Origin of the sequence: Pseudomonas sp. B34(2017) (assembly GCF_002112915.1) — a bacterium.
Lineage (GTDB): Bacteria > Pseudomonadota > Gammaproteobacteria > Pseudomonadales > Pseudomonadaceae > Aquipseudomonas > Aquipseudomonas pharyngis.
The window spans coordinates 42,049-66,973 of record NZ_NEJA01000005.1 but is presented as its reverse complement, the minus strand read 5'-3'; the positions used below and the strand labels follow the sequence as shown (position 1 = coordinate 66,973).

General features: G+C 60.9%; 16 protein-coding genes. 5 read left to right on the top strand and 11 right to left on the bottom strand.

The features are described 5' to 3' along the window. Positions 1 to 41 precede the first annotated feature (41 nt). From cobG to CAF80_RS16935, 5 genes are all read left to right on the top strand, one after another. On the top strand, positions 42 to 1,340 hold the full coding sequence (gene cobG / locus CAF80_RS16955) for a precorrin-3B synthase (protein ID WP_074689680.1): 1,299 nt from the start codon (positions 42 to 44) through the stop codon (positions 1,338 to 1,340). Next, on the top strand, positions 1,333 to 1,959 hold the full coding sequence (locus CAF80_RS16950; protein ID WP_011332253.1) for a precorrin-8X methylmutase: 627 nt from the start codon (positions 1,333 to 1,335) through the stop codon (positions 1,957 to 1,959). The genes cobG and CAF80_RS16950 overlap by 8 nt, the downstream gene beginning before the upstream one ends. Next, positions 1,956 to 2,690: a precorrin-2 C(20)-methyltransferase gene (locus CAF80_RS16945; protein WP_371916415.1), complete on the top strand. Its 735-nt coding sequence runs from the start codon at positions 1,956 to 1,958 to the stop codon at positions 2,688 to 2,690. The genes CAF80_RS16950 and CAF80_RS16945 overlap by 4 nt, the downstream gene beginning before the upstream one ends. Then, positions 2,690 to 4,393 (top strand): precorrin-3B C(17)-methyltransferase, encoded by a 1,704-nt coding sequence (gene cobJ / locus CAF80_RS16940; protein ID WP_085667751.1) that lies wholly within the window; start codon positions 2,690 to 2,692, stop codon positions 4,391 to 4,393. Before CAF80_RS16945 ends, cobJ begins: the two co-directional genes overlap by 1 nt. Positions 4,394 to 4,724: 331 nt before the next feature. Beyond that, on the top strand, positions 4,725 to 11,876 hold the full coding sequence (locus tag CAF80_RS16935) for a TcdA/TcdB pore-forming domain-containing protein (protein WP_085667752.1): 7,152 nt from the start codon (positions 4,725 to 4,727) through the stop codon (positions 11,874 to 11,876). Between the two features lie 66 nt (positions 11,877 to 11,942). Here CAF80_RS16935 and CAF80_RS16930 read toward each other — a convergent pair whose 3' ends face one another. The 11 genes from CAF80_RS16930 to aroQ form a co-directional block, all read right to left on the bottom strand. Next, complete coding sequence (locus CAF80_RS16930; RefSeq protein WP_007951032.1) at positions 11,943 to 12,539, bottom strand: MarC family protein; 597 nt, start codon at positions 12,537 to 12,539, stop codon at positions 11,943 to 11,945. Positions 12,540 to 12,601: 62 nt separating this feature from the next. Further along, the gene (locus CAF80_RS16925; RefSeq protein WP_039772033.1) at positions 12,602 to 15,379 is read right to left on the bottom strand and encodes a hybrid sensor histidine kinase/response regulator; all 2,778 of its coding nucleotides are present in this window, start codon (positions 15,377 to 15,379) and stop codon (positions 12,602 to 12,604) included. A 102-nt stretch (positions 15,380 to 15,481) separates the two neighbouring features. Next, on the bottom strand, positions 15,482 to 16,774 hold the full coding sequence (purD, locus tag CAF80_RS16920) for a phosphoribosylamine--glycine ligase (RefSeq protein WP_085667753.1): 1,293 nt from the start codon (positions 16,772 to 16,774) through the stop codon (positions 15,482 to 15,484). 172 nt (positions 16,775 to 16,946) lie between these two features. After that, the gene (gene purH, locus CAF80_RS16915) at positions 16,947 to 18,554 is read right to left on the bottom strand and encodes a bifunctional phosphoribosylaminoimidazolecarboxamide formyltransferase/IMP cyclohydrolase (RefSeq protein ID WP_085667754.1); all 1,608 of its coding nucleotides are present in this window, start codon (positions 18,552 to 18,554) and stop codon (positions 16,947 to 16,949) included. Between the two features lie 82 nt (positions 18,555 to 18,636). Then, positions 18,637 to 18,957: a DNA-binding transcriptional regulator Fis gene (gene fis, locus CAF80_RS16910; RefSeq protein WP_002555375.1), complete on the bottom strand. Its 321-nt coding sequence runs from the start codon at positions 18,955 to 18,957 to the stop codon at positions 18,637 to 18,639. Then, complete coding sequence (gene dusB, locus CAF80_RS16905) at positions 18,954 to 19,964, bottom strand: tRNA dihydrouridine synthase DusB (RefSeq protein WP_007951027.1); 1,011 nt, start codon at positions 19,962 to 19,964, stop codon at positions 18,954 to 18,956. Before dusB ends, fis begins: the two co-directional genes overlap by 4 nt. A 185-nt stretch (positions 19,965 to 20,149) precedes the next feature. Next, entirely contained in the window at positions 20,150 to 21,400 is a 1,251-nt protein-coding gene (locus CAF80_RS16900) for a DUF3426 domain-containing protein (protein WP_085667755.1), read from the bottom strand. Positions 21,401 to 21,430: 30 nt separating this feature from the next. Next, a complete protein-coding gene (prmA, locus tag CAF80_RS16895; protein WP_007951025.1) occupies positions 21,431 to 22,309 on the bottom strand; it encodes a 50S ribosomal protein L11 methyltransferase in 879 nt (292 codons plus the stop codon). Positions 22,310 to 22,475: 166 nt separating this feature from the next. Continuing rightward, the gene (gene accC / locus CAF80_RS16890) at positions 22,476 to 23,834 is read right to left on the bottom strand and encodes an acetyl-CoA carboxylase biotin carboxylase subunit (protein ID WP_011332264.1); all 1,359 of its coding nucleotides are present in this window, start codon (positions 23,832 to 23,834) and stop codon (positions 22,476 to 22,478) included. Between the two features lie 17 nt (positions 23,835 to 23,851). Beyond that, the gene (accB, locus tag CAF80_RS16885) at positions 23,852 to 24,319 is read right to left on the bottom strand and encodes an acetyl-CoA carboxylase biotin carboxyl carrier protein (RefSeq protein WP_007951023.1); all 468 of its coding nucleotides are present in this window, start codon (positions 24,317 to 24,319) and stop codon (positions 23,852 to 23,854) included. 24 nt (positions 24,320 to 24,343) lie between these two features. Then, positions 24,344 to 24,799 carry a type II 3-dehydroquinate dehydratase gene (gene aroQ / locus CAF80_RS16880; RefSeq protein ID WP_011332265.1) on the bottom strand — a complete coding sequence of 152 codons (456 nt, stop codon included), beginning with the start codon at positions 24,797 to 24,799 and terminating at the stop codon, positions 24,344 to 24,346. Positions 24,800 to 24,925 lie beyond the last annotated feature (126 nt).

The window sequence follows — 24,925 nt, the reverse complement described above, 5'->3', positions numbered from 1 at the left end:
CGCCTTTCCCACAGAGCTGCCAGCCCTTGAACGAACGTCCGATGTCCAACGCCATACGCCCCTCGGCCTGCCCGGGGTTGCTGCGTATCGTCCAGGCGCTGGATGGCGGTATCTGCCGGATCAAGCTCGATGGCGGTTCGATCACCGCCGATCAGGCCGATGCGGTGGCCAATGCCGCCGAGGGGTTTGCCGGCGGGGCGATCGAGGCGACCAATCGGGGCAATCTGCAGATACGCGGGATTGGCGAGCAGTCCGCCGCGCTGATCGACAGCCTGCTGGCCGCCGGTCTCGGGCCGCGAACCGCAGCGGGCGACGATGTGCGCAACCTGATGCTCAGCCCCGCCGCCGGCATTGACCGACAGATGCGCTTCGATACCCGTCCATTGGCCGGGCAGATCCTCGAGACCCTGCAAAGCCATCCGCGCTTCCATGAGTTGAGCCCCAAGTTCGCCGTGCAACTGGATGGCGGTGAAGCGCTGGCGATGCTCGAACATCCCCATGATCTGTGGTTGTCGGCATTCGAAGATCGCGGCGACACGCTGCTGGCGTTCGGCCTGGCGGGTTGTCCGACGGATCGACCGCTGGCGGCTGTGGCGCTTGCGCACGGACATGCGCTAGTGGTCGCGGTGCTGGAGTTGTTCCTCGAACTGGCCCGTCCGGAGCAGACGCGAATGCGCCATCTGCTGGATGAATGCCCGGCGCCGGTTTTCCTGGAAAAGCTCGGTCAGCGGATCAATCTGAAGTCAGCCGCTGATTGGCAGCGCGAAGCCGGACCGGAAGGTTTGCACCTCGGCATCCATCCTCAGCCATCGGCTGGTCAGGTCTATGTCGGTGCCGCACCGGCGCTCGGCCGCCTTGATCCGGACATGCTGCGTGGTGCCGCGCAACTGGCCAGAACCTTCGGTGATGGCATCCTGCGTTTCACCCCTTGGCAGAGTCTGTTGTTGCCCGATGTGCGGGAAGCCGATGCGGTTCAAGTGCTCGACGAATTGAGCAAGCTGAACCTGCTGACCCATGTCGAAGATCCCTTGGCGCAACTGATCGCCTGCACCGGCTCCAAAGGCTGCGGCAAAGGCCTGGCCGACACCAAACACGATGCCCGCCGGCTGGCGACGCTGTTGCCACATGCCGTGGATGTGCACCTGTCCGGCTGCCCTCGCTCTTGCGCCGCCGCGCATCGGGCTGTGGTGACTTTGCTGGCAGTCGGCCCCGGTCATTACGACCTCTATTTTCGCGATGCAGCGCTGCCCGGTTTCGGCGCGCTGCACGCTCACAACCTTACTATCGAAGCGGCGGCGAAATTGCTCGCCGCCCGCTCACGGAGCCCCCTTGATGCTTGATTACATCCGCGACGGTCAGGAGATCTATCGCAACTCCTTCGCGATCATTCGCAGCGAGGCCAACCTGGCTCGCATCCCGGCCGACCTGGAAAAACTCGCCGTGCGGGTGATCCACGCCTGCGGCATGGTCGAGGCCATCGACGGGCTGCAATTCTCCGAAGGCGCCGGCAAGGCCGGGCGCGATGCGCTGGCCGCCGGTGCGCCGATCCTGTGCGATGCGCGGATGGTTTCCGAGGGCGTGACCCGTGCGCGCCTGCCGGCCAACAACCAAGTGATCTGCACCCTGCGCGATGACAGCGTGCCGGAGCTGGCGCGTGAGTTGGGCAACACCCGCTCCGCTGCCGCGCTGGAACTGTGGCGTCCGCATCTGGAAGGCAGCGTGGTGGTGATCGGCAACGCGCCGACAGCGCTGTTCTATCTGCTGGAAATGCTCGACGCCGGCGCCCCGAAACCGGCGCTGATCCTCGGCTTCCCGGTGGGCTTCGTCGGCGCTGCCGAATCCAAGGCCGAACTGGCCGCCAACAGCCGAGGCGTGCCGTTCGTGATCATGCAGGGCCGCCTCGGCGGCAGCGCCATGGCCGCCGCTGCGGTCAATGCCCTCGCCACGGAGATCGAATGATGCAGGCTAAAGGACGTTTGATTGGCCTGGGCGTCGGCCCCGGTGATCCGGAACTGATTACCGTCAAGGCCCTGCGCCTGCTGCGCGAGTCGCCAGTGGTGGCGTACTTCGTGGCCAAGGGCAAGAAGGGCAACGCCTTCGGCATCATCGAAGCGCACCTGCAGGACGCGCAGAACCTGCTGCCGCTGGTGTACCCGGTGACCACCGAAGTGCTGCCGGCGCCGCTGTCCTACGAGCAGGTGATCAGCGACTTCTACGATGACGCCGCCGAGGAAGTGGCCGCGCATCTCGAGGCCGGTCGCGACGTGGCGGTGATCTGCGAGGGTGATCCGTTCTTCTACGGCTCCTACATGTACCTGCACGATCGTCTCGCCGGCCGCTATGAAGCCGAAGTGGTGCCGGGCGTCTGCTCGATGCTCGGCGGCGCTTCGGTGCTGGGCGCACCGCTGGTGTATCGCAATCAGAGCCTGTCGGTGCTGTCCGGCGTGCTGCCTCACGATGAACTCAAGCGCCGTCTGGCCGATGCCGACGCTGCGGTGATCATGAAGCTGGGGCGCAACTTTCCAAAAGTGCGCGACGTGTTGGCAGAGCTGGGCCTGGCCGAGCGTGCGCTGTATGTCGAGCGGGCGACCATGGCCAACCAGAAAATCGTGCCACTGGATGAGGTCGAGCCGATGTCGTCGCCGTACTTCTCGCTGATCATTGTGCCCGGCGAACGGTGGCAAGGCTGATGACTCATTCCACACCGGCCATCGTCATTCTCGGCCAGGGCGCGCTGGCCACGGCCCGTCGCCTTCAGCAGGTCTATCCGGGCGCAAAGATTCACGGGCTCAATGGGCGCGTCGAAGGCGCCGACCTGACTTACAGCGAGTTCGGCGCAACCCTGCGCGAGCTGTATCAACAGGACACGCCGATCATTGCCCTGTGCGCGGCAGGCATTGTCATCCGCACGCTGGCGCCGCTGTTGCTGGAGAAAGGCGCCGAACCACCGGTGCTCGCCGTGGCGGAAGACGGCAGCGCCGTGGTGCCGCTGCTCGGTGGCCTGGGCGGGGTGAATGTCATGGCCCGCGAGATTGCGGCTGCACTTGAAGTGGCAGCGGCGATCACCACCAGCGGCGAGTTGCGTTTCGGCACTTGCCTGCTCAATCCTCCCGGCGGTTATGCCCTTGGCGATCTGGAGCAGGGCAAACGCTTCGTGTCCGATCTGCTCGCCGGCCACAGCGTGCGCATCGACGGTGCCGCGCCGTGGCTTGAGCAGGCGCAACTGCCGGAAGATCCACAGGCGCAGCGCTCGATTCATGTGGGCAGCGATGCCCGCGCGGCGAGCGCCAGTGAGTTGCTGATTTATCCACGCAGTGTGGCGGTGGCGGTCGCTGCCGATGTGGCCGGTCTGCCGGATGCGATTCGCGATGCGTTGCAGCAGGCCGGTGTAGCGATTCAATCGCTGGCCTGTCTGGTGGCGGCTGATACTCAGATGGCCAGTCCGGCGTTGCGTGAAGCCGCGCTTGAACTGGCTGTGCCGTTGCGCTTTGTGGCGCCGGTGAGTGACATCGGTGAGCTGGTTCGCGATGCAGTCCCCGACGCTCGAATCATCACAACATCCCGCGACATTGCCATCGCCGTGGCCGAACAGCCGCTGGATGTTTCGCAGGTCGGCCGTCCACGCGGACGTCTGGCCGTCATCGGCCTCGGCCCGGGCGCGGCAGAGCTGATGGTGCCGGCGGTGAAAGCCGAACTGGCCCGCGCCACCGATGTTCTGGGTTATGAAACCTACGTGCGCATGGCCGGCCCGTTCCGCGACGATCAGGTGCAGCATTGCACCGACAACCGCGAAGAAATGCAGCGTGCCCGTCACGCCTTCAGGCTGGCCGCTCAGGGGCGTTCGGTGATTGTGGTTTCGTCCGGCGATCCGGGCGTGTTCGCCATGGCGGCGGCGGTGCTCGAAGCGTTGCACGAGTCGACGGATCCGGCGTGGCACAGCGTCGATCTGGAAATCCTGCCGGGTGTATCCGCTTCACTTGCTACCGCTGCTCAGGCCGGTGCACCCCTGGGCCACGACTTCTGCGTGATGTCGCTGTCGGACAACCTCAAACCGTGGTCGATCATCGAAAAACGTCTGGATCTGGCCGCCGAAGCGGATCTGGCATTGGCGTTCTACAACCCGATCTCCCGTGCCCGTCCCTGGCAGTTGGGGCGCGCGCTGGAAATTGTCGCGCAACACCGTGTGCCGCAAACACCGGTGGTGCTGGGCCGTGATATTGGTCGTCCGGGGCAGACGCTGCGGGTGACGACCCTTGGCGCATTGACACCGGAGCAGGTGGACATGCGTACGATGGTGCTGATTGGTTCGTCCACCACCTGCACCTTCCCTCGTACCGAGGGCGGAGGGTGGGTGTATACGCCGCGTTGGTATGGTGAGAAGCCGGTCAGTTGATCACGGTGTGGTTGCCAGTTGTTGCAGCCGCTTATAGATATAAATAACAGGGCCTCGAATAAAAGTTCGCGGCCCTGTCTGTTTTTGTCTGGGTTGCAGGTGTTCGTACTTGATGATTGTTAAATTTTCTCTATGGGTGTTGTTGGATATTTCTGTAGAAATTCTTTGAATGGCTTCCTGTTTGTTTGTGAGATTTTTTTGTACTAGTTTTCCGTTCTGAAGTTGTGAGGGTTGATTTTTATTTGCCATGAGCTGGATATTTCTGGCGAGGTTTTTCTGTGTTCGATGGTTTTTTTGTGCAGGTCATTGAATATTTCAAGGAAGGTTGTTTATGCAGGATTCGAAAGTTAAAGCTGCAAGTGTTGGATATTTGGATTTTGTCAATTTGTTCAAGTTGAGTGATCTTGAACAAGCACTGCTGCCGTACAAAAACACCCGGCAATATGATGTTGCCATTCGTTATTATTTTGCCTGCAGCGCTTTGCTTGAATCATCGCGGCTGCGAAATCCGCTGGCGCTGTTCAAACAGGCTCTGGAGGATCTGGAGGATCTGGAAAAGCACCGCGTGCGCCGCGAAACGGAGCAAGAGGAGGCAAACCATTCCGATTCGGATTCGCCCCTGACACTTTCACAAATAAAAGAAAAGCTTGCAAACTTTCAGTCTAATATTCTTTCCAGTGTCGAGAAAGTTAATGCACCGGCGACGCAAGTGCCGAAGATTTTGCACTTTGTGTGGTTGGGTGGAGGCATTGGCGAGATTCAACGCGATTACATTAATCTCTGGAAGCAAGTACTGGTCGGGCAGGGGTATAAAATCAATCTCTGGTATGACAGTGATGCAATGCTTGTCCATCAGACTACTCGCCTTATTGTCGAAGCCGCCAAAGTGCATGCAATGCAGCATGGTGGAGTTGACAGCACCACGGAAGAGAGGCTCGGAGAGGCATATGTAACTCGAGCCATTGTTCTGAAACAGCAAATGTTTGCTCATGTCAATGAGGCCGTTGAAAGCGGTATGTCTGCCGACACTGCCAGGGTGCAATTGTTGAGCAAAGCGTATGGTCAGCAGGAAAAGGATCTGCAATCTCTTAAAGAGCGCAATTTGCAGAGCCTGCAGGCGGTGGCAGGTGGCGATTTGCAGTTGCGCGATTTGGCCGGCGCCTCGCAACCTATGCAATTGCAAGACATTTACGATCGGGAAATGCGCTTGCGCGGCAATCTGGCCGCCGGTTCCGATGTTGTGCGGCTAGAGGTACTGGAGCCAGAAGGCGGAATATATTCGGACGTCGACAATCTTCCGCCGTTGTTGAAGGTGTTGGGGGGGGTGGATATCAGCAAGCTCGGCACGAATGCCGAGCTTGGCATCACTCAACTGCTGTTGGATCACAACCCACACTGGATGCCCGGACGTCAGGCATTGCGCAGTCGTTACAAGAATTATGGCCACTACATCCCCGAGGAACATCGTGCAGCGCTGGAGTCTTTTGCCAAAAGCGCGCCGGATTTGAGTCAAGTCTTCCAGGCACCGAGCGACCTGTTGGCACGCCCCTACATGCTGCGTGCCGTGGCTGAAATGGGTTCAGTGACCAACGCTTATCTGATGGCTCATCCGGGTGCGCCGATGCTGCAGTCAGTGAAGGAGTGCCTGGGCTTTAACTATGCAGTGATCGACTCGGTAGACATGGCCGCAGCGGCCAAAGGTTCAGCACCAGGAGACACCGATGCCAACTACGAGCTGGCGATTGTCGAGATCGAGCGCCGACTCGGGCCTTTAAGCGCATTGCCTAACATGCAAGAGTCGGCAATGTATCGGTTGGCGGTCTCTATCGCCGAGTATCACAGCGACGGTATCCGTCCGAAAAAAGAGGTAACGATTTTCCTGACCGGTCCAGGGGCTATGCGCCGGGGTATGCAGGACTATGAGCGGGCTCATTTCACGCCCAGTGAGGCCGCCGCTTTACATAATGAGGTGGGCATCGAACCGGGAGGTGTGGTCACTCGTTCGAGCGAGGAGGAACAGGATCACTCCTGGAAAGACAACGAAAGCGATCTCGATCAGTGGGTAAAAAATGAAAAACAACGTTGGCATGACGGCCAATACAAAACCCGCTATGCAGGCGACATCGACGAGTTGCTGAAACACACGACCCTCGAATTCGAGCTGGGCTGGCCAGTTATCGAGGGGCGTCATGTGCTCAATACCGACTTGTTGCAACGCATGGCCGAGCGCCTTGGACAGTCTTTTTCCAAGGCGATGATGAGCTGCCAGGACGGCAAGGTTGTGTTCGCCGACAGGCTGCCGCTCAACTTCGAGCATCGTCAGGCCATCCGCAATCAGGACATTCGCCTCCGGCCCCCCGCATCCTTGAGCACTCAGTCTACTCAGGGGCTCGCGCTGGATGAACTGTTGATCGGTCTTGGCAAGGGGACCTGGCAGCTTGCGCACCTCAGTCCGTTGCAGCGTTTGACGATAGGCGCTTTGCTGGGAGCCGAATCGCTGGATGATCAAAGTTTTTCTGCACTGAGCGGTGCAATGGACAATTTGACCAACAGCCTGAGTGAGCGTGGGACGTCCGGGCGCTATGCGGCGATCGAACAGCAACTCTATCGGCGCCTGGCGCCAGCCTTTGTAACGGCCATGGCGAGTGTCGACGATGGCTTTTCGTTGCTTTCGGTCAATGCGCTGAGTCTGAAGAAGGACGCGTTGGCCAAGGCTGTGACGCTGGCCGACTGGGGGCGTCAGGTGGCACAGATCCAACGGCTGGCCATTCAGGAACATCGCGAACAGGTCCAGTTGAAGGTGGAGCAGGTGCTCGATCAGTTCGACGCTGGCACCGTAAAACTGGTGCCTCAGGATTTGTTGATGCACGGGCCGGGTGACAGGGCTGCGGGGCGCTGTTTTCCACTGGCATTGGCGATGAGTGCTGCCCTCACCCAGGGCGAGGGCTCGACCCGACAATTGCGCGAGCGGTTTTACCTGGCGGTGCTGCAGCCGGAGCACTCAGATTCGAGGGCCTTTCTGGGGGCGCTGGAGGAATTGCGTGGGGTGAAAGTCGCAGAGGTGGGCACGGCGCTCGGGCGGGTCGATATGGACAGGGTGGTCGCTACCCTCGAGGAGTCCGCCGGTACCCGAACCCTGATGCTCAACTCGGACAACCACTCGATGCTGGTGGCGCGGAGTTTCAACGGTGTGGCACACATTTACCACTTCTACGATCCGAACTTCGGCCTGTTCGAATTTGACAACCAGGTGACCTTCAAAACGGCCCTGAATCGGTTTTTCAGGCTCGCAGGCATAGCCCGTCATTACGCGCTGTACGGGAAACCAGACCGACCGTTGTTCGATCTGATCGATGTGCAGGGTGAGAAAGTTGCCGATGTGGACCTGTCTAATGGCACCAAGGTGAATCAGTTGTTCAAGGATGAGCCGTTGCCGGACAAGCCATTCAGATCCGTCCGCCAGCGGCTGAACAGTGCTCACGGCCAATCTCTGGTGGAAAATCCGCGCCTGGGCAAAGCTTTGCTGTCTGCGGACAATGACTGGTGGGCCGAGCAGATTGCCGACGTCACTTCACGCTTGCAGGAGGGCCATGACTCGGTGTCGCCTCTGGTGCCGTTGTTCGACTCGCTGGAAGTGACGTCAGAGGGCAGCTATCGGGTGAGTATGATTGATCCGAAAAGTGGCGAGGTGGTCGCCACGGTCCTCAGCCAGGATGATCGCCTGCTGCGGATCAGGAACTATCTGACGGAACTGTTCTCGGCGCTCGGTGGCAAACGTAGGGTGGACATCGGGGCAGACGCCACCGAGGCTGCGGCAGTACATACGCTGAATGCCGGTTTTGCGGTGCAGGCGTTGATGAGTGCATTGCGCGGGCGCGAAGGCGCAGACCGCACAATGACCACTGCTGTGCAGTGGCACGCCTACGTCAATTACGCGCAACTGGTGCATGGCAACGCAGTTGATGTGGCAGGTCTGATCAGCCTGGTGCAAGCCGCGTTGCGCGATGAAAAACTGATCGCCCGCACCAGTGCAAAGGTGGTCGGCGAAGCTCTCGAGCCATTGAGCGGCAGCACCTTCGGTACCGTGGCCGGACATGTGGCCAACGAGGGTATCGGTGCCGTGCTGGGCCTGGCCAATGTCGGATTCGATATTTATCAGGTGGCGACGGCCCGCAACGATGTCGAAACGGTTACCTATTCTACTCAGTTGGCCTTTGACGCCAGCAGCCTGGCCCTGACCGGTGCGGGACTGGGTGCCGCACTTGCCGGAGCAGGAACGGCGGCAGCGGTGCTGGGGGGCGCGGGGGTGATCCTGGGTGGCCTGGCGGTGGGCGTGGCGGCGCTGGCGCAGAACTTCGCAACAATCGCCGAAGAAGCGAAAGCGGTCGGACTGTTTTTTGCGGAGCTTGAGGACGCTCATCACGGGGCTGGATATCGCTACAGCGGCGAGCAAGGTGCCTGGTTGCCACGACCGTCTCTGATTTTCAATGCAGTGGATCTGGGCACCGGAAAGCTCTCGCTCGACAGCACCCGCCTGTATCCATTGCGCGATCATTTCGGCGTGCCGGAATTCGAGGTCGACTACTCACGAGCCATTCATCTGAGCAATGAACTGGGCTACCCGACCGAAATGAAGTTCGCACCACCGGCCGGGCAAGCCATTGTCCTGCCGTGTACGCCAATGACCTGCTACCGATACGAGTATCAGATCCTGCCATTTGCATCGCAGCGCCACGACAAGGGCTTTGATATTGCCCGGCGTCTGGAAAAGAAAAAAGCGGACGGTCAGTGGCTCTTTCTTTTTTCGTTCTATTCGTTTCCCAGCCACTACATCGTCCATCGGATGTATCCCGATTACCGGCCGACCCAGATCAGCGTCACACTCGACGCCCAGGCGCGAAAGTTGATCGTGCCGGTGATTCCGAAAACCTGGCATGAGCAGATCAGCTACCGGATTCAGGGTGGAGGAAACACATGCACACTGGTGCTCAACCCTGGTGTCAACGTCGAGCTGACGTCATTGGGTAATCAGAAGGACCGCTGGATCATTGCCGCACCGTGGGCCGTCGAGAAGGATATTGTGTTCGGCAGCGACGGGCAGTTCAGTATCAAGGGTTGCCAGTTCAAGGTCACGGCGGTCAACACGCCGGAAATATCCCTGATGATCGAAAATGGCCGACTCTTCAGAATCGCAGGCACCAAACAGCTTGAGTTGCAATTGCTCGAGGAGCAGGCGCCCAAAGGGCTGGACGACCAGATCCTGCAGGATCATCTGCATGCGCTGGCGCGGGCTCATCGACTGGCGTTGCGCTATACACCGATCCACGACTACCTGATTCCATTCGAGAACATCGAAGCACCCCGTTATACCAATGCCTGGTACGACGCCGCGGAGGATCGGATTCTGTATATCCGCAACGATGAGTTCTTCAGCGAAGACAAACAGTTGTCGCTGGTGACTGGCGACACGGTGTTCTTCCATGATCCGAATGAATACGACATTTGCCAGGTCGATGCCGACACAGGGCTGCTCAGCCACCGCTATCGCTTGATGTTCCGGTTCGAGGGTCTCAGCACAATTCGCAGTGTGGAGGCCGATGAACAGGGGGTTGTCCATGTGGTGCAGGAGTATGCCCGTCAGGACGGCACAATCGAGCGCCTGAACTATCTGATCCACAAGGGTGAACTGTGGCTGAGCTCGATCACCCGTGGACTCGAGCCGACTTTCGAGGCCTTGCTCGATGACCGAAAGGCTTTGACTGACTGGGCGCCGTTGCTCGGTGATTGGGTGGAACACAAACCGGTTCTGACTGACAGAGGGTTTGCCACGGTCGACTGGCAGCTCGCGTCTTACGTTTCGATTTGCTGGAAGATTGAAGAGAACGCCCGGGACATGGCTTGGGTTCGCACCCGCGACAATCTGATCATACGCCCGGTACCGCGCCGTCACCGTGACCGCGGATGGCCGGACTCGATCCAGAATCTGAAGGAATTGATGTTGCTGCCGCTGGCCGATGACAGCGATGTATTTGTCATCTACGACCGCCGATTCCAGAAGTTGTGTCGGGTTCAGTTGACCATGACGCAGGGACAGGGACAGGGCCAATGGTCGCACGATTGGGTGCAGCCCGAGCGCCTGAAGCAGGTGACGGCTGAGCACAACGGTTATCAGGCACGGACCGAGGACGGATTGTCGTTCGAAATCGGCACTGACGGTAACGTGCGTTTTGCGGGTCTGGCCGAGCCATGGCTCAAGGGGCGCAGGCATTGGTGGCTGGCGCTCGAAGCCGTAGCCCGGCAGCACGCTGTCGAGCAATTCTCGATTGTCGGGGTTGCCAACGCTACCGGCGATGCGCGGTTGCATGCCTGGTACGTGGATAACCGGGTGTTGTTGTGTGACGCGCCACAGACGCAGATTCGGTTGCTCGGTATGACGCCGGACAATCAGTCGGCATGGTTGTTCGAACCCGAGGGGGGCGAGATCTGGCGCCAGACCTTTATCGATACGCAGCAACTTGAGCAGGCGTTCGCAGAGGGGACGCAATTGTTGCACGCCCGGATGCTGCCCAGGCCGGAGCGCCAATGGACGGCGTGGCGATTTACCGACGTGCGGATTGTCGGTGCTGGCCTTTTGGGCACAACGCAGGAAGGGGTGGTGCTGCAACTGCAGTACCTGGAGCCACCATTGATCAGCGGAGTACAGCACGATTGGCTGGCAGCTCATGGCGAGCATTTGATCAGCGACCTGCAGGCCTTGCTGGAAACCGAAGACCACCGCCCGTTCATTTCGCTCGCGACCCAGGATGCCAGTTTGCAGTGGTATATCGCTGACAGTGCGCGGGTGATCCGGATCCCTGCCGTGGATCTCCCGGTGGATTTCGAGCTGCTGGGCGCCCGACGGCATACCGATCTGGTGTTGCATGAGCCGCTGGAGCGAGTCGTTCAGGGCTATCCGAGCATGCGCCAGATCAAACCACTGGATTATGTCGAGCGCACGGGCGACGTGCTGGTACTCGAAGGGCAGGTGGATGCGTACGATCCTCTGCCGCTGATTCCGGACGACGTGCGTACGCTCGTCCTGCGGGTGGGGCGTGGCTCGATGAAATGGGTACTGGCCGAGGCGCTCATGCGCAAACTCGACTCATTGGTGGTTGACTGTCGTTATCCGCTGGGTGTCCGCCCGCAGGTCATGAGCCGCTTGATCCTGACGCTGGACGATCCACAGAGGCTGGAGGTGGCGATAGTCGAGGATCATCTGATTGTGATCGACCCGGACAGTGGACATTGTGTGTTGGTACGCCATGCGGATGCGCAGGATCTGGCTTTGCGTGGTGATGCCGTGCTGGAGGTCACAGGCCTGCGTCCGTGCCAGGTGTCGACACTGGTGCGCTGGCTCAAGGCGCGCAAGGATGGAGGCGATAGTGTGACGCTGAAAGGCTTGATCGATCAGGCAAGCAAGAAAACCGTCGAGCCTGTCGGTTGATGGATTGGGAGCACTGACGAAAAAAGACCGCCGACGTTACCGTCGGCGGTCTTTTCGTTTCAGGGTTCAAGGCACCAGATAGCCTTTGACCCCGGTAAAAATGATCTGCGCTGCCAGTGCGCACACGAACAGCCCCATCAGGCGGCTGACGATCTGCAAACCCTGATCGCCGAGAATGCGTTCGATGCGGTTTGACAGGTACAACACCACGCCAACCGTGAAGCTGGCGAGGGCGATGCTCATGATCGCAAACAGCTTGTCGTCCCAGTGCGGCTGGCTGACGCCCATCACCAATAGCGCACCGATGGTGCCGGGGCCGACGGTCAGTGGGATGGTCAGCGGAACGATCGTCACGTCCTGCTGCACGTTGTCGGTCTGCACGGCCGACTTGCCCTGCGCCATGCCCAGCGCCGAAATGAACAGCACACTGCCGGCACCGATTCGGAAGGCATCCACCGTGATGCCGAACACATCGAAAATCACCCGCCCGAACAGATACAGCAACACGCTCGAGACCAGCGTGGCAACCGCCACTTTCCAGGCCAGGCGGCGTTGTTCCTTGCGCGAATAACCGCGGGTCAGGCTGATGAAGCAGGACAACACGAAGAACGGGCTGTAGAGCACCAGCATCTTCAGGTAAACACTGAATAACACGTGGAGCATGGCGCGGGCTCGCTGGCGGGGAAAGTCGGGGGAGTCTAACAGGCGCTATCGTGTCTGTCGGCTCACGACGGTTGCGTCGTCGCACGGTTCTGCTGATCACGCTGGGCTACCCAGTGTTCGATCAGCTCTCGCAGTTGCGACAGCTCCACCGGTTTGGCCATGTGCCCGTCCATCCCGGCCTGGCGCGCGCGCTCCTTGTGTTCGGCGAGGATGTGCGCGGTCAGCGCCACGATCGGCGTGCGGATGCGCTGATTGCCGACTTCCCAGGCCCGCAGTTGCTGGGTGGCGGAGAAGCCGTCGAGGATCGGCATTTCGCAGTCCATCAACACGAGGTCGTAGCGCTGGGCTTTCATCGCCTGCAAGGCTTCTTCGCCATTGCTGGCGGTATCCGGTTGCAGATTGAGTTTGCCGAGCATGCCGCGGATGACCTTGGTGGAAATCGTGTTGTCTTCGGCCACCAGAATGCGGAAGTCGCTCGGCACCTTGACCGGCGCTGCGGGGCTGGCCGGCTGCGGCTGGAACACCACCTGGCCACGGTTGCGCTGGTTGAGCTCGTCGGCGAGCGTGGTCTTGAGCGTGTAGCCGGCCACCGGTTTGGCGAGGATGCGCTTGATCCCCGAATTGCGCGCAATGATCTTGCTTGGCGCATTGCTGATGCCGGTGAGCATGATCAGCAGGATGTCGTGGTTCAGGCTCGGGTCTTCCTTGATCTTGGCGGCCAGTTGCATGCCGGTCATGCCGGGCATGTTCTGGTCCAGCAGAACCACGTCGAAATAGTCGCGCAGGTGCGCCTTGGTGCGCAGCAGGGCCAGCGCTTCCTTGCCCGACGGCACGGCGCTGACGTTCAGGCCCCAGGCGCTGCATTGCTGCACCAGCACTTTGCGGCAGGTGTCGTTGTCGTCGACCACCAGCACGCGTGCGCCTTGCAGCGGGCTGTCGAGGTCCGAGGTCGGGTGCTCCAGGCGATCCGGGTCCAGCGGCAGGGTCAGCCACAACGTACTGCCCTGGCTGGCGCCGCTCTTGATGCCGAACTCGCCCTGCATCAGACGGATCAATTGGCGGGCGATCACCAGCCCGAGGTTGCCGCCCAGACGGTTGGCCGACAGGAAATGCTTGCTGTGCAACTCGGCGTGCATCAGCGCGTCGCGCTCTTCCTGATCCATCGGCTGGCCGCTGTCCTGCACGGCAATGCGCAGGCGTGGGCCGGCGCTGCGTTCGTCGAGGGCGACCACCACCAGCACTTCGCCTTCCTCGGTTTTCTTCAGGGCGTTTTCCAGCAGGCTCAGCAGTGTCTGGCGCAGGCGCGTCGGATCACCACTGATGACCCGTGGCACTTGCGGCTGGATGAAACTGATCAGCTCGACGTTCTGCTGTTCGGCCTTGGCGCGGTAGATGCTCAGGCAATCGTCGATCAGCGCGTTGAGGTCGAACTGCACATCGTCCAGTTCGATCTGCCCGGACTCGAGCCGCGAGATGTCGAGGATCTCGTTGATCAGGGTCAGCAATTCGTTGCCGGCGCTGTGGATGGTCTGCACGTAGTCGCGTTGCTTGACCGACAGCGGCGTGCCGAGCAGCAGTTCGGTCATGCCCAGTACGCCGTTCATCGGCGTGCGGATTTCGTGGCTGATCTTGGCCAGGAATTCGGCCTTGGCATTGATCTCGGCGTTGCTCGCGGCGAGGTCGCGGCTGATGCTGAAGCGGCTTTCGGTGATGCTGCGCTGACGTTCGCCGAGGGCGATGCTCATCAGCAGGCCACTGATGCAGATGAAACCCATCAGGGTCATGATCAGGCCTTGCGGCGCCACCAGGGTCAGCCCCAGCAAGGCCGGGAGGATGATCAGCGTGCCGATGTTGAACACCACCATCGCCGCGACGAACAGCCGGGCAGGGCGGTAGCCTTTCTGCCAGTGATAGGAACCCACCAGCAACATGCTCAGGCCGGCCAGGGCGACGAGTGCATAGGTAATGATGTTCAGCGGCAGGGTGTTGACGAACAACAGCAACAGGCTGCAGATCACGATGAACAGAATGTCGCCGATCAGCAGCTTGTTCAGCGGATGCGGGCCGAGCGGGGCGAAAAAGCGGTAGGCGAACATCAGGCCGGCCGGTGCGGTCAGCAGCAGGGCCAGGTAGGCGCCGGGGGTCTGGATCGCGTGCCAGTTCGGCAGCCACGGACCGGCGAGGTTGAGCAGCAGCAACAGGCTCAGGCCCAGCAGCACTTCACAGATGGCCAGCCACAGGCTGCTGCGCGAGCGGGTGTAGGCGTAGCGGATCAGGTTGTGCAGGATCAGCATTGCAAGGCAGCCGAACAGCAGGCCGTAGATCAGCGTCTGGTTGTGATTGGCCGCGGCCATCACTGCCGATTGCAGGGTGATGTACGGGCGCAACTGGTGATCGGAGACCAGTCGCAGGTAGACGTCGAGGGGTTTGTCGCTTTGCGGCAGCGGCAGCATGAAATCGCTGCTGGGCAGCGGTCGTTCCACCTGGGGCTGGGTGGTGCCGGTGTCGCGCTGCTCGATCAGGCGATCGCCGTCGAGGACATACAGATTGAGGTGCGACAGGTCGGGGGCGAAGATCCGCAGCACTTGTTCGTGCTTGCCGGGCGCCAGCCTGAAGCGCAGCCACAAGGCGCCATCGGGTTCGGCCGCGGTGAGGCGGTCAAGCTCGATAGGGCTGAATTGATTGGTGTAGCGGGCGGAGCGGATGTCGCTCAGCTGGAGGTTGCCCTGATCGTCAAGCAATACCGACCAGCCACTGCCTTGCGCGGCCTGGGCCGGGAGCATGCAGAGCAAGGTCAACAGCGTGACGGTGAAACCTATGGCAATCCTGAGCCAGCGCACGGCGAAATCCCTTCGTAGGTTGATGCCAGAATATAACGATGCGCAGCGTCGGAACAGTCCGGCAAGGGCGATGAGCCCTTGCCGGAAACACAGCGTAGCTTATTACTGAGACTCACCGCGTTCACGGGCAATGGCGCGGTAGCCAATGTCGGTGCGGTAGAAGCAGCCTTCCCAGTCGATGGCCTTGGCCAGTTTGTAGGCCTGCTCCTGGGCGGCGCCGACGCTGGCGCCCATGGCGGTGGCGCACAGCACCCGACCGCCGGCCGTCACGACGTTGCCGTCCTTGAGCGCAGTACCGGCGTGGAAGACCTTGCCTTCCAGTGCGGCGGCGGCGTCCAGACCGTTGATCGGCGCGCCCTTGGCGTAGTCGCCCGGGTAACCGCCGGCGGCCAGCACGATGCCGACGCTCGGACGTGGATCCCACTGCGCTTCAACCTTGTCCAGCGCCTGAGCCAGGGCGGCTTCGACCAACAATACCAGGCTCGATTGCAGACGCAGCATCACCGGTTGGGTTTCCGGGTCGCCGAAGCGGCAGTTGAACTCGATGACCTTCGGATTGCCGGCCTTGTCGATCATCAGACCGGCGTACAGGAAACCGGTGTAGACGTTGCCTTCGTCGGCCATGCCGCGCACGGTCGGCCAGATCACCTGGTCCATCACGCGCTGGTGCACGTCGGCGGTGACCACCGGTGCAGGGGAGTAAGCACCCATGCCGCCGGTGTTCGGACCGCTGTCGCCGTCGCCGACGCGTTTGTGGTCCTGGCTGGTGGCCATCGGCAGAACGTTCTTGCCGTCGACCATGACGATGAAGCTGGCTTCTTCGCCGTCGAGGAATTCTTCGATGACAACGCGTGAACCGGCGTCGCCAAAGGAATTGCCGGCGAGCATGTCGCGCACGGCGTCTTCGGCTTCGGCCAGGGTCATGGCAACAATCACGCCTTTACCGGCGGCCAGGCCGTCGGCCTTGATCACGATCGGTGCGCCTTTTTCACGCAGATAAGCCAGGGCCGGCTCGATCTCGGTGAAGTTCTGGTAGTCGGCGGTCGGGATCTTGTGGCGTGCCAGGAAATCCTTGGTGAAGGCTTTCGAGCCTTCCAGCTGCGCGGCGCCGGCGGTCGGACCGAAGCAGTTCAGGCCACGGGAGCGGAACAGGTCGACGACGCCGGCCACCAATGGCACTTCCGGACCGACGATAGTCAGGGAAACGTTTTTCTCGGCGAAGTCAGCGAGCTGCTCGAGGGCCAGCACATCGATGGCGACGTTCTCGCACTTGGCTTCAATCGCGGTGCCGGCGTTGCCCGGTGCGACGAAAACCTTCTGCACTCGCGGATCCTGAGCCACTTTCCAGGCCAGGGCGTGTTCGCGGCCACCGCTGCCAATGATCAAAACATTCAAAGAGAGACTCCTTCGGAGAAAGCTGCAAGCTACAAGCTGCAAGCAAGAGCGAGTGTGTGACTCTCGATTACAGCTTATGGCTCTGAATTAATGAGGCTGCAACTGCAAGAAGGAGCGATACCTGACTGCTCTTTCTTGCAGCTTGCAGCTTGAGGCTTGTAGCTGCCGTGTATCAGTGACGGAAATGGCGCATGCCTGTAAAGACCATAGCGATACCGGCTTCGTCAGCAGCAGCAATCACTTCAGCATCACGCATCGAGCCACCCGGCTGGATCACTGCCGTGATACCGACCTTGGCCGCGTTGTCCAGACCGTCGCGGAACGGGAAGAATGCATCGGATGCCATTACCGAACCGGCCACTTGCAGACCAGCGTGCTCAGCCTTGATTGCGGCGATACGCGCCGAGTTCACGCGGCTCATCTGGCCGGCGCCGACACCGATGGTCTGACGGTTCTTGGCGTAGACGATGGCATTGGATTTGACGAATTTGGCCACTTTCCAGGCGAAGATCAGGTCGTGGACTTCCTGTTCGGTCGGGGCGCGTTTGGTCACCACTTTCAGGTCGTCGGCGCCGATCATGCCGATGTCGCGGCTCTGTACCAGCAGGCCGCCGTTGACGCGCTTGTAGTCCCAGGCCGGAACGCGATCGGCCGACCACTCGCCGCAGGCCAGCAGGCGTACGTTGGCTTTGGCAGCAACGACGGCGCGGGCTTCTTCGCTGACGCTTGGTGCGATGATCACTTCAACGAACTGACGCTCGACGATCGCCTTGGCGGTCTCGGCATCCAGTTCACGGTTGAAGGCGATGATGCCGCCGAACGCCGATTCGGTGTCAGTGGCGTAGGCCAGTTCGTAGGCCTGACGGATGCCGCCTTCGGCGTCCGGGCTCACGGCCACGCCGCACGGGTTGGCGTGCTTGACGATCACGCAGGCCGGTTTGACGAAGCTCTTCACGCATTCCAGCGCGGCGTCGGTGTCGGCCACGTTGTTGTACGACAGTTCCTTGCCTTGCAACTGGGTGGCGGTGGCGATGCCGACTTCGGCAGGCTTGGCTTCAACGTAGAACGCCGCGCTCTGGTGCGGGTTCTCGCCGTAACGCATTTCCTGAGCCTTGATGAACTGGCTGTTGAAGGTGCGCGGGAATTCGCTGCGACCTTCAGTGCTCAGGGTTTCGGCAGCCTGGTTCACGGTGCCCATGTAGTTGGCGATCATGCCGTCGTAGGCGGCGGTGTGTTCGAACGCCTTGAGCATCAGGTCGAAACGCTGAGCGTAGGTCAGGCCACCGGCCTTGAGGTTTTCCAGGACGGTGGCGTAGTCGCTGGCATTCACCACGATGGCCACGTCTTTGTGGTTTTTCGCCGCCGAACGGACCATGGTCGGGCCGCCGATGTCGATGTTCTCGATGGCGGTCGGCAGGTCGCAGCCCGGCTTGCTGATGGTGGCTTCGAACGGGTACAGGTTGACCGCCACCAGATCGATCGGCTTGATGCCGTGCTCGTTCATGATCGCGTCGTCGATACCGCGACGACCGAGGATCCCACCGTGGATTTTCGGGTGCAGGGTTTTCACCCGACCGTCCATCATCTCTGCGAAACCGGTGTAATCCGCGACTTCCACTGCGGCCACGCCGTTGTCCTGCAGCAGTTTGAAGGTCCCGCCGGTGGAAAGGATTTCCACGCCCAGGGCTTCCAGCTCCCTGGCGAATTCGAGGATCCCGGTCTTGTCGGAAACACTGATCAAGGCGCGGCGGATCGGCAGGCGGGTAGTCTGGTCGGTCATCTCAATTTCCATCAAAAGCAAGGGAAGTCAGCAAAAAAGGCGACCGGTTTTACGCGGGCGCCTTTCTGGTTTGATTGAATGCTTACAGCAGATCGTACTGCTTGAGTTTCTTGCGCAGCGTGCCGCGGTTCAGTCCGAGCAGCTCGCTGGCCTTGGTCTGGTTGCCCTTGACGTAGTTCATCACGCTTTCGAGCAGGGGAGCCTCGACTTCGGAGAGCACCAGGTTGTACACGTCCGTGACGGACGCGCCCTCAAGGTGGGCGAAATAATTGTGCAGCGCCTTCTCGACACTCCCGCGAAGGGTCTGGCCTTCTTCGCTCGGGGTATTGAGGTGCTGTTTCAAATTCACGTTGTCGCTCACGGGTGTTGTTCCACTCACTAAAGTCTCGGTCATCATCGTCATGCGGCCACCCCTTCTCCGTCCCCTGTCAGGCTCTTGTAACGTTCGGCGAAGAACTCCCGAACGTTGGCGCATTGTGTTTCCGTACCATCCAAACGATTGAAGTGGGCGCGAAATTCCCTGGCGCCCGGCAAGGTTGCGAGATACCAGCCCACATGCTTGCGGGCAATTCGCACACCCATCACGTCCCCATAGAAGGCGTGAAGGGCGGCCAGATGCTCAAGCAGAATGCGTTCCACCTCGATCAGCTCCGGCGCCGGCAGTTTTTCGCCGGTACGCAGGAAGTGTTCGATCTCGCGAAAAATCCATGGCCGCCCCTGGGCAGCCCGGCCGATCAACAGGCCATCGGCACCGGTCGCGTCGAGCACGTAGCGGGCCTTTTCCGGCGATACGATGTCGCCGTTGGCAAAGACCGGAATCGACACCGCCTGCTTGATCGCGGCAATGGTGTCGTACTCGGCTTCGCCGGTGTACAGGTCGGCGCGGGTGCGGCCATGCACCGCCAGCGCCGTGATCCCGGCCTGTTCGGCGATCTTCGCCACGGTCAGGCCGTTCTTGTTGTCGCGATCCCATCCAGTGCGGATCTTCAGGGTCACCGGCACATCAACCGCCGCCACGACGGCATGCAGGATCTCGGTAACCAGTGCCTCATCCTTCAACAGCGCGGAGCCGGCGGCCTTGTTGCAGACCTTCTTCGCCGGGCAACCCATGTTGATATCAATAATCTGTGCGCCCAGCTCGACGTTGGCCCGGGCCGCATCCGCCAGCATCTGCGCATCGCCACCGGCGATCTGCACCGAGCGTGGCTCGGGATCACCTTCGTGGATCATGCGCATGCGCGACTTGCGGGTGTTCCACAGGCTCATGTCACTGGTGACCATTTCCGAGACTACAAGCCCTGCGCCCAGACGCTTGCACAGCTGACGAAAGGGCTGGTCGGTGACACCCGCCATCGGGGCGAGGATCAAGCCGTTCTGCAATGTATATGGGCCGATGCGTACCGCCGACATAGGACTTCCCTGAAGTGGGGCCGGATCATGAGAGTTCGAAAAAGGGTTGGCATGATACCCGCTCTCGATGACTGGATAAAGGCTGAATTGAACAAAATCTGAACAGTTATTCTGTTATTACCGCCGGTTTGGTTGTGCGGTGTGCAGTCAGAAAATTGCCGTCAATCCGGGAGCGGTGAAGCGCTTCACTCGGGTGAGTGGAAACTCAGGCTGTAGTTCACCGCTTTCGGGCCTGGGTCAAGGATGTCCAGAGCGATATGGATCGGGGTCTGCGGCGGCATTTCCGCCATGCCTTCGAGGTCGCCGTTGAGGTATTCGCCGGGTTTGAAGCGACGACTGGCGATCAGGTGACCGTTGAGGTCAGCGAAGCGCAGCTCCAGCAGCGGAAACGGCTGCGAGAACGGCGCGCGGTTATAAATGATCGCGTCCACCACCAGCGCACCGCTGAATTCCGGGTGGCTGCGCACCACCAGGTTGCTGCTCTTGATCTTGGCGATATCGACCTTGGACGGCACCGTGCAGCCGACTTGCGGGCAGAGTTGCTGGAACCACGGCCGGTATTGATCCTGGCGCGCCAGTTCGTCGAAGTGATAGGCGATGTATTGTCCGCCCAGGCCGGCGGCGGCCAGCACGATGAGCAACAGCCAGAGCAGGCGACGGCCCCAGGGCGAGCGGCGTTTTTGCCAGTCCAGTTGCAGCGGATCATCGGTCAGATCCTGCAAGGCTTCGGCGCGAGCACTGGACTCGACACGTTCGCGTTTTTTGCGCGCAGGTTCGATCAGTGGCAGTTCGTCGTCGACGTCATCGCTGGCTGACAGACGTTCGCGGCGGGCATTCGGGTCGATCGGATCGTGCAAGCGCAGTTGCGGGATCGGCGGTTCGTCGTCGAGATCCACCGGCTCCAGCGACAGCGAGGGTTCGGTGCGTTCCGGTCGGACGGGTTCAGGCTCGACGGCGTCGGGTTCATCTTCGACTTCGGGGGAGCGCTCATCTGCCGGTTCGCTGAACAGGCTGTCCGGCCACGACGTATCTTCCGGTTCGTGGCTGTCGCGGCGGGCGCTCAGGGCGTCCTCGCGTGGGCGGCCAAGCTCGGTGGTCGGCTGGATTTCCCGTTGCTCGAGGCGGGCCAGTTCTTCGTCCAGATCCAGGCTGTCCAGATCCAGCTCGGCGGCGCTCCATTGCTTCTGGCTGATGGCACGCGGCTCGGGCGTTTCGACGATGGCCGGTGCGTCGACGGGCGCCGGCTCGCTGATTAACGGCGCCACCGGCGTGACCGCTTCCTTGCCTGCGTGTTGCTCCAGCAGTTGCTTGGCGGCATTGAACACTTGCAGGCAGGAGCCGCAACGAACCACCCCGCGGGCCACGCTCAACTGAGCATGGCTGACGCGGAAACTGGTTTGGCAATGCGGGCACTGGGTGACGAAGCTGTCGGTCATGCGGCGATCCGGATTGAGCAGGCGGTCATTCTAGCGCCGACGGCCGGTGATGCGCACCCAGCCATCGCGATTGGCGATCGGGTCGAGATCGAAGTCCTGCGCGTAGGCGGCAGCGACTTCGTCGCCTTGTTCGGCGAGGATCCCGGACAGTGCCAGGCGCCCGCCGGACTTGACCAGACCGGACAGTTGCGGCGCCAGGGAAACCAGCGGACCGGCCAGAATGTTGGCCACCAGTACGTCGGCTTTGACCTGCGGCAGGTCTTCCGGCAGGTACAGCGGGAACAGTTCGTCCGCGATGTTGTTGCGCCCGGCGTTGTCGCGGGAGGCTTCGAGTGCCTGCACGTCAATGTCGGTGCCGACCGCTTCTTTCGCGCCGAGCAGCAGGGCGGCAATCGCCAGAATCCCCGAGCCGCAGCCGAAATCCAGCACGTTGCAGTCTTTCAGGTCCTGGCCGTCCAGCCATTCCAGGCACAGGGCGGTGGTCGGGTGGGTACCGGTACCGAACGCCAGGCCCGGGTCCAGCAGCAGGTTGACCGCGTCCGGCTCCGGTGCGGCGTGCCAGCTCGGCACGATCCACAGGCGCTGGCCGAAGCGCATCGGCTGGAAACCATCCATCCAGCTGCGTTCCCAGTCCTGGTCTTCGATCACTTCGCTGTGGTGCTCGGGCAGCGGGCTGCCGGTCAGCAGTTCCAGGTGGGCCAGTACCGGGGCGGCTTCGGTGCCGCCCTCGAACAGGGCCAGCAGGTGGGTGTGCGCCCACAGCGGGGTGGTATTGAGTTCCGGTTCGAAGATCGGCTGATCTTCGGCGTCCATGAAGGTCACCGAAACGGCGCCCACTTCAAGGAAAGCGTCTTCGTAGGTTTCGGCTTGTTCCGGGCTGATGGCGAGTCTTACTTGCAGCCAAGGCATGGCGGGCACCTGTGAAAAAGATTGATTGCAGCCTAGCGGCCTGCGAGAAGCGCGCAAGTTTACGCGAGCGCGACGGTTTTGTGGGAGCGGGGAATGTGTGAGCAGATGAAACCTTCGGAAACAACAAAGCCGCCCGAAGGCGGCCTTGTCTGGTGCGGGCTGAAGCTTAGTGCTTCTCGCCAGCCAGCTTGTGCTCGAGGTAGTGAATGTTCACGCCCCCTTTGCAGAAGCCTTCGTCACGGGTCAGATCACGGTGCAGCGGGATGTTGGTCTTGATCCCGTCGACCACGATTTCGTCCAGGGCATTGCGCATGCGGGCCATGGCTTCGTCGCGGGTCGCGCCGTAAGTGATCAGCTTGCCGATCAGCGAGTCGTAGTTCGGCGGAACGGCATAACCGCTGTACAGGTGCGAATCGACGCGAACGCCGTTGCCGCCTGGTGCGTGGAAATGCTTGACCGTACCCGGGCTCGGCATGAAGGTTTTCGGGTCTTCGGCGTTGATCCGGCATTCCAGCGAGTGACCGCGGATCACCACATCATCCTGGGTATACGACAGCTTGTTGCCAGCGGCGATGCTGAGCATCTCCTTGACGATGTCGATACCGGTGACCATTTCCGAAACCGGGTGCTCCACCTGAACACGGGTGTTCATTTCGATGAAGTAGAAACGACCGTTCTCGTACAGGAACTCGAAGGTGCCGGCGCCACGGTAGCCGATGTCGATGCACGCCTTGACGCAGCGAGCCAGGACTTCCTTGCGCGCGTTCTCGTCGATGCCCGGTGCCGGCGCTTCCTCGAGAACCTTCTGGTGACGGCGTTGCAGCGAGCAATCGCGGTCGCCCAGATGGATGGCATTGCCCTGGCCGTCGGACAGAACCTGCACTTCGACGTGACGCGGGTTGGTCAGGAATTTTTCCAGATAGACCATCGGGTTGCCGAACGCCGCGCCAGCTTCGGAGCGGGTCAGTTTCGCCGAGGCGATCAGGTCTTCTTCCTTGTGCACCACGCGCATGCCGCGACCACCACCGCCGCCGGCGGCCTTGATGATCACCGGATAGCCGACTTCACGACCGATGCGCAGCGCCGTTTCCTCGTCTTCCGGCAGCGGGCCGTCGGAACCTGGAACGGTTGGCACGCCCGCTTCGATCATCGCGTGCTTGGCCGATACCTTGTCGCCCATCAGGCGAATGGTTTCGGCTTTCGGACCGATGAAGGCGAAGCCGGAGTTCTCGACCTGCTCGGCAAAGTCGGCGTTTTCCGCGAGGAAACCGTAGCCTGGGTGAATGGCGGTAGCGCCAGTCACTTCAGCGGCCGCAATGATTGCCGGGATGTGCAGGTAGGAGTGCGCGGCAGAAGCCGGGCCGATGCAGACGGATTCGTCTGCCAGACCCAGGTGCATCAGCTCTTTGTCGGCCTTGGAGTAAACGGCGACGGTCTTGATGCCCATCTCTTTGCAGGCACGCAGAATCCGCAGGGCGATCTCACCGCGGTTAGCGATCAGAACTTTTTCCAACTTCGCAGTCATCAAAGGCTCTCCGCAGTTCAAACGATGGTGAACAGCGGTTGGTCGTACTCAACCGGCTGGCCGTCTTCGACGAGGATGGACTCGATCACACCGCTGGTTTCAGCTTCGATGTGGTTCATCATCTTCATGGCTTCGACGATGCACAGGGTGTCGCCTTTCTTCACGGTCTGGCCGACTTCAACGAAGGACGGCGAGGTTGGCGAAGATTTGCGATAGAAGGTGCCGACCATCGGCGAACGGGCAACGGTGCCGTTCAGCGCTGGAGCAGCAGCGGCAGCTGGAGCTGCGGCAGCAGCAACCGGAGCGGCAGCGGCGGCAGGTGCAGCGGCCGGAGCCTGCATCGGAGCCGGAGCGTAGTACTGCTGCGCCGGGGTCTTGCTGTGACGGCTGATGCGTACGGACTCTTCGCCTTCCTTGATCTCGAGCTCGTCGATGCCGGACTCTTCCAGCAATTCGATCAGTTTCTTAACTTTACGGATATCCATGAATCATCAACTCCCAAGGGTCGGTCAGGGGCGTTTAGCTTGGTGTTCAAGCTGCTCTAGTGCAGCCTCCAGGGCCAGTCGATAACCGCTGGCGCCAAGGCCGCAGATCACTCCTACCGCTACGTCGGAGAAGTAGGAGTGATGGCGGAAAGGTTCGCGTTTGTGCACGTTGGACAAATGCACTTCGATGAATGGGATGCTCACTCCCAGCAGCGCGTCACGTAATGCGACACTTGTGTGTGTAAATGCTGCCGGGTTGATCAGAATGAAGTCCACGCCCTCGCCGCGTGCGGCGTGGATGCGATCGATCAATTCGTACTCGGCGTTGCTTTGCAGATACAGCAGATGATGGCCGGCTTCACGGGCGCGGCGTTCCAGATCCTGATTGATCTGCGCCAGGGTGGTCGACCCGTAGGTCCCGGGTTCCCGGGTGCCGAGCAGGTTCAGGTTGGGGCCGTGCAGCACCAGTAGCGTTGCCATCTGCGTGTTCCTTGTTATGGGTGAGCCTTCGTCAGAACCCGGCGACTATGCCGCAAAGACTTTGTGACTGTCCAGTTCTCTGCAATAGCCAGCACGATGTCCGATGTTTGCGCAAAATATGTGACT

Bases quoted from the DNA above. Each gene is read 5' to 3' on its own strand.
- cobG (WP_074689680.1), top strand. From the start codon at position 42: ATGTCCAACGCCATACGCCCCTCGGCCTGCCCGGGGTTGCTGCGTATC.
- cobJ (WP_085667751.1), top strand. From the start codon at position 2,690: ATGACTCATTCCACACCGGCCATCGTCATTCTCGGCCAGGGCGCGCTG.
- CAF80_RS16950 (WP_011332253.1), top strand. From the start codon at position 1,333: ATGCTTGATTACATCCGCGACGGTCAGGAGATCTATCGCAACTCCTTC.
- CAF80_RS16930 (WP_007951032.1), bottom strand. From the start codon at position 12,539: ATGCTCCACGTGTTATTCAGTGTTTACCTGAAGATGCTGGTGCTCTAC.
- fis (WP_002555375.1), bottom strand. From the start codon at position 18,957: ATGACGATGATGACCGAGACTTTAGTGAGTGGAACAACACCCGTGAGC.
- CAF80_RS16935 (WP_085667752.1), top strand. From the start codon at position 4,725: ATGCAGGATTCGAAAGTTAAAGCTGCAAGTGTTGGATATTTGGATTTT.
- aroQ (WP_011332265.1), bottom strand. From the start codon at position 24,799: ATGGCAACGCTACTGGTGCTGCACGGCCCCAACCTGAACCTGCTCGGC.
- CAF80_RS16945 (WP_371916415.1), top strand. From the start codon at position 1,956: ATGATGCAGGCTAAAGGACGTTTGATTGGCCTGGGCGTCGGCCCCGGT.
- accC (WP_011332264.1), bottom strand. From the start codon at position 23,834: ATGACTGCGAAGTTGGAAAAAGTTCTGATCGCTAACCGCGGTGAGATC.
- accB (WP_007951023.1), bottom strand. From the start codon at position 24,319: ATGGATATCCGTAAAGTTAAGAAACTGATCGAATTGCTGGAAGAGTCC.
- dusB (WP_007951027.1), bottom strand. From the start codon at position 19,964: ATGTCGGCGGTACGCATCGGCCCATATACATTGCAGAACGGCTTGATC.
- purH (WP_085667754.1), bottom strand. From the start codon at position 18,554: ATGACCGACCAGACTACCCGCCTGCCGATCCGCCGCGCCTTGATCAGT.
- CAF80_RS16900 (WP_085667755.1), bottom strand. From the start codon at position 21,400: ATGACCGACAGCTTCGTCACCCAGTGCCCGCATTGCCAAACCAGTTTC.
- prmA (WP_007951025.1), bottom strand. From the start codon at position 22,309: ATGCCTTGGCTGCAAGTAAGACTCGCCATCAGCCCGGAACAAGCCGAA.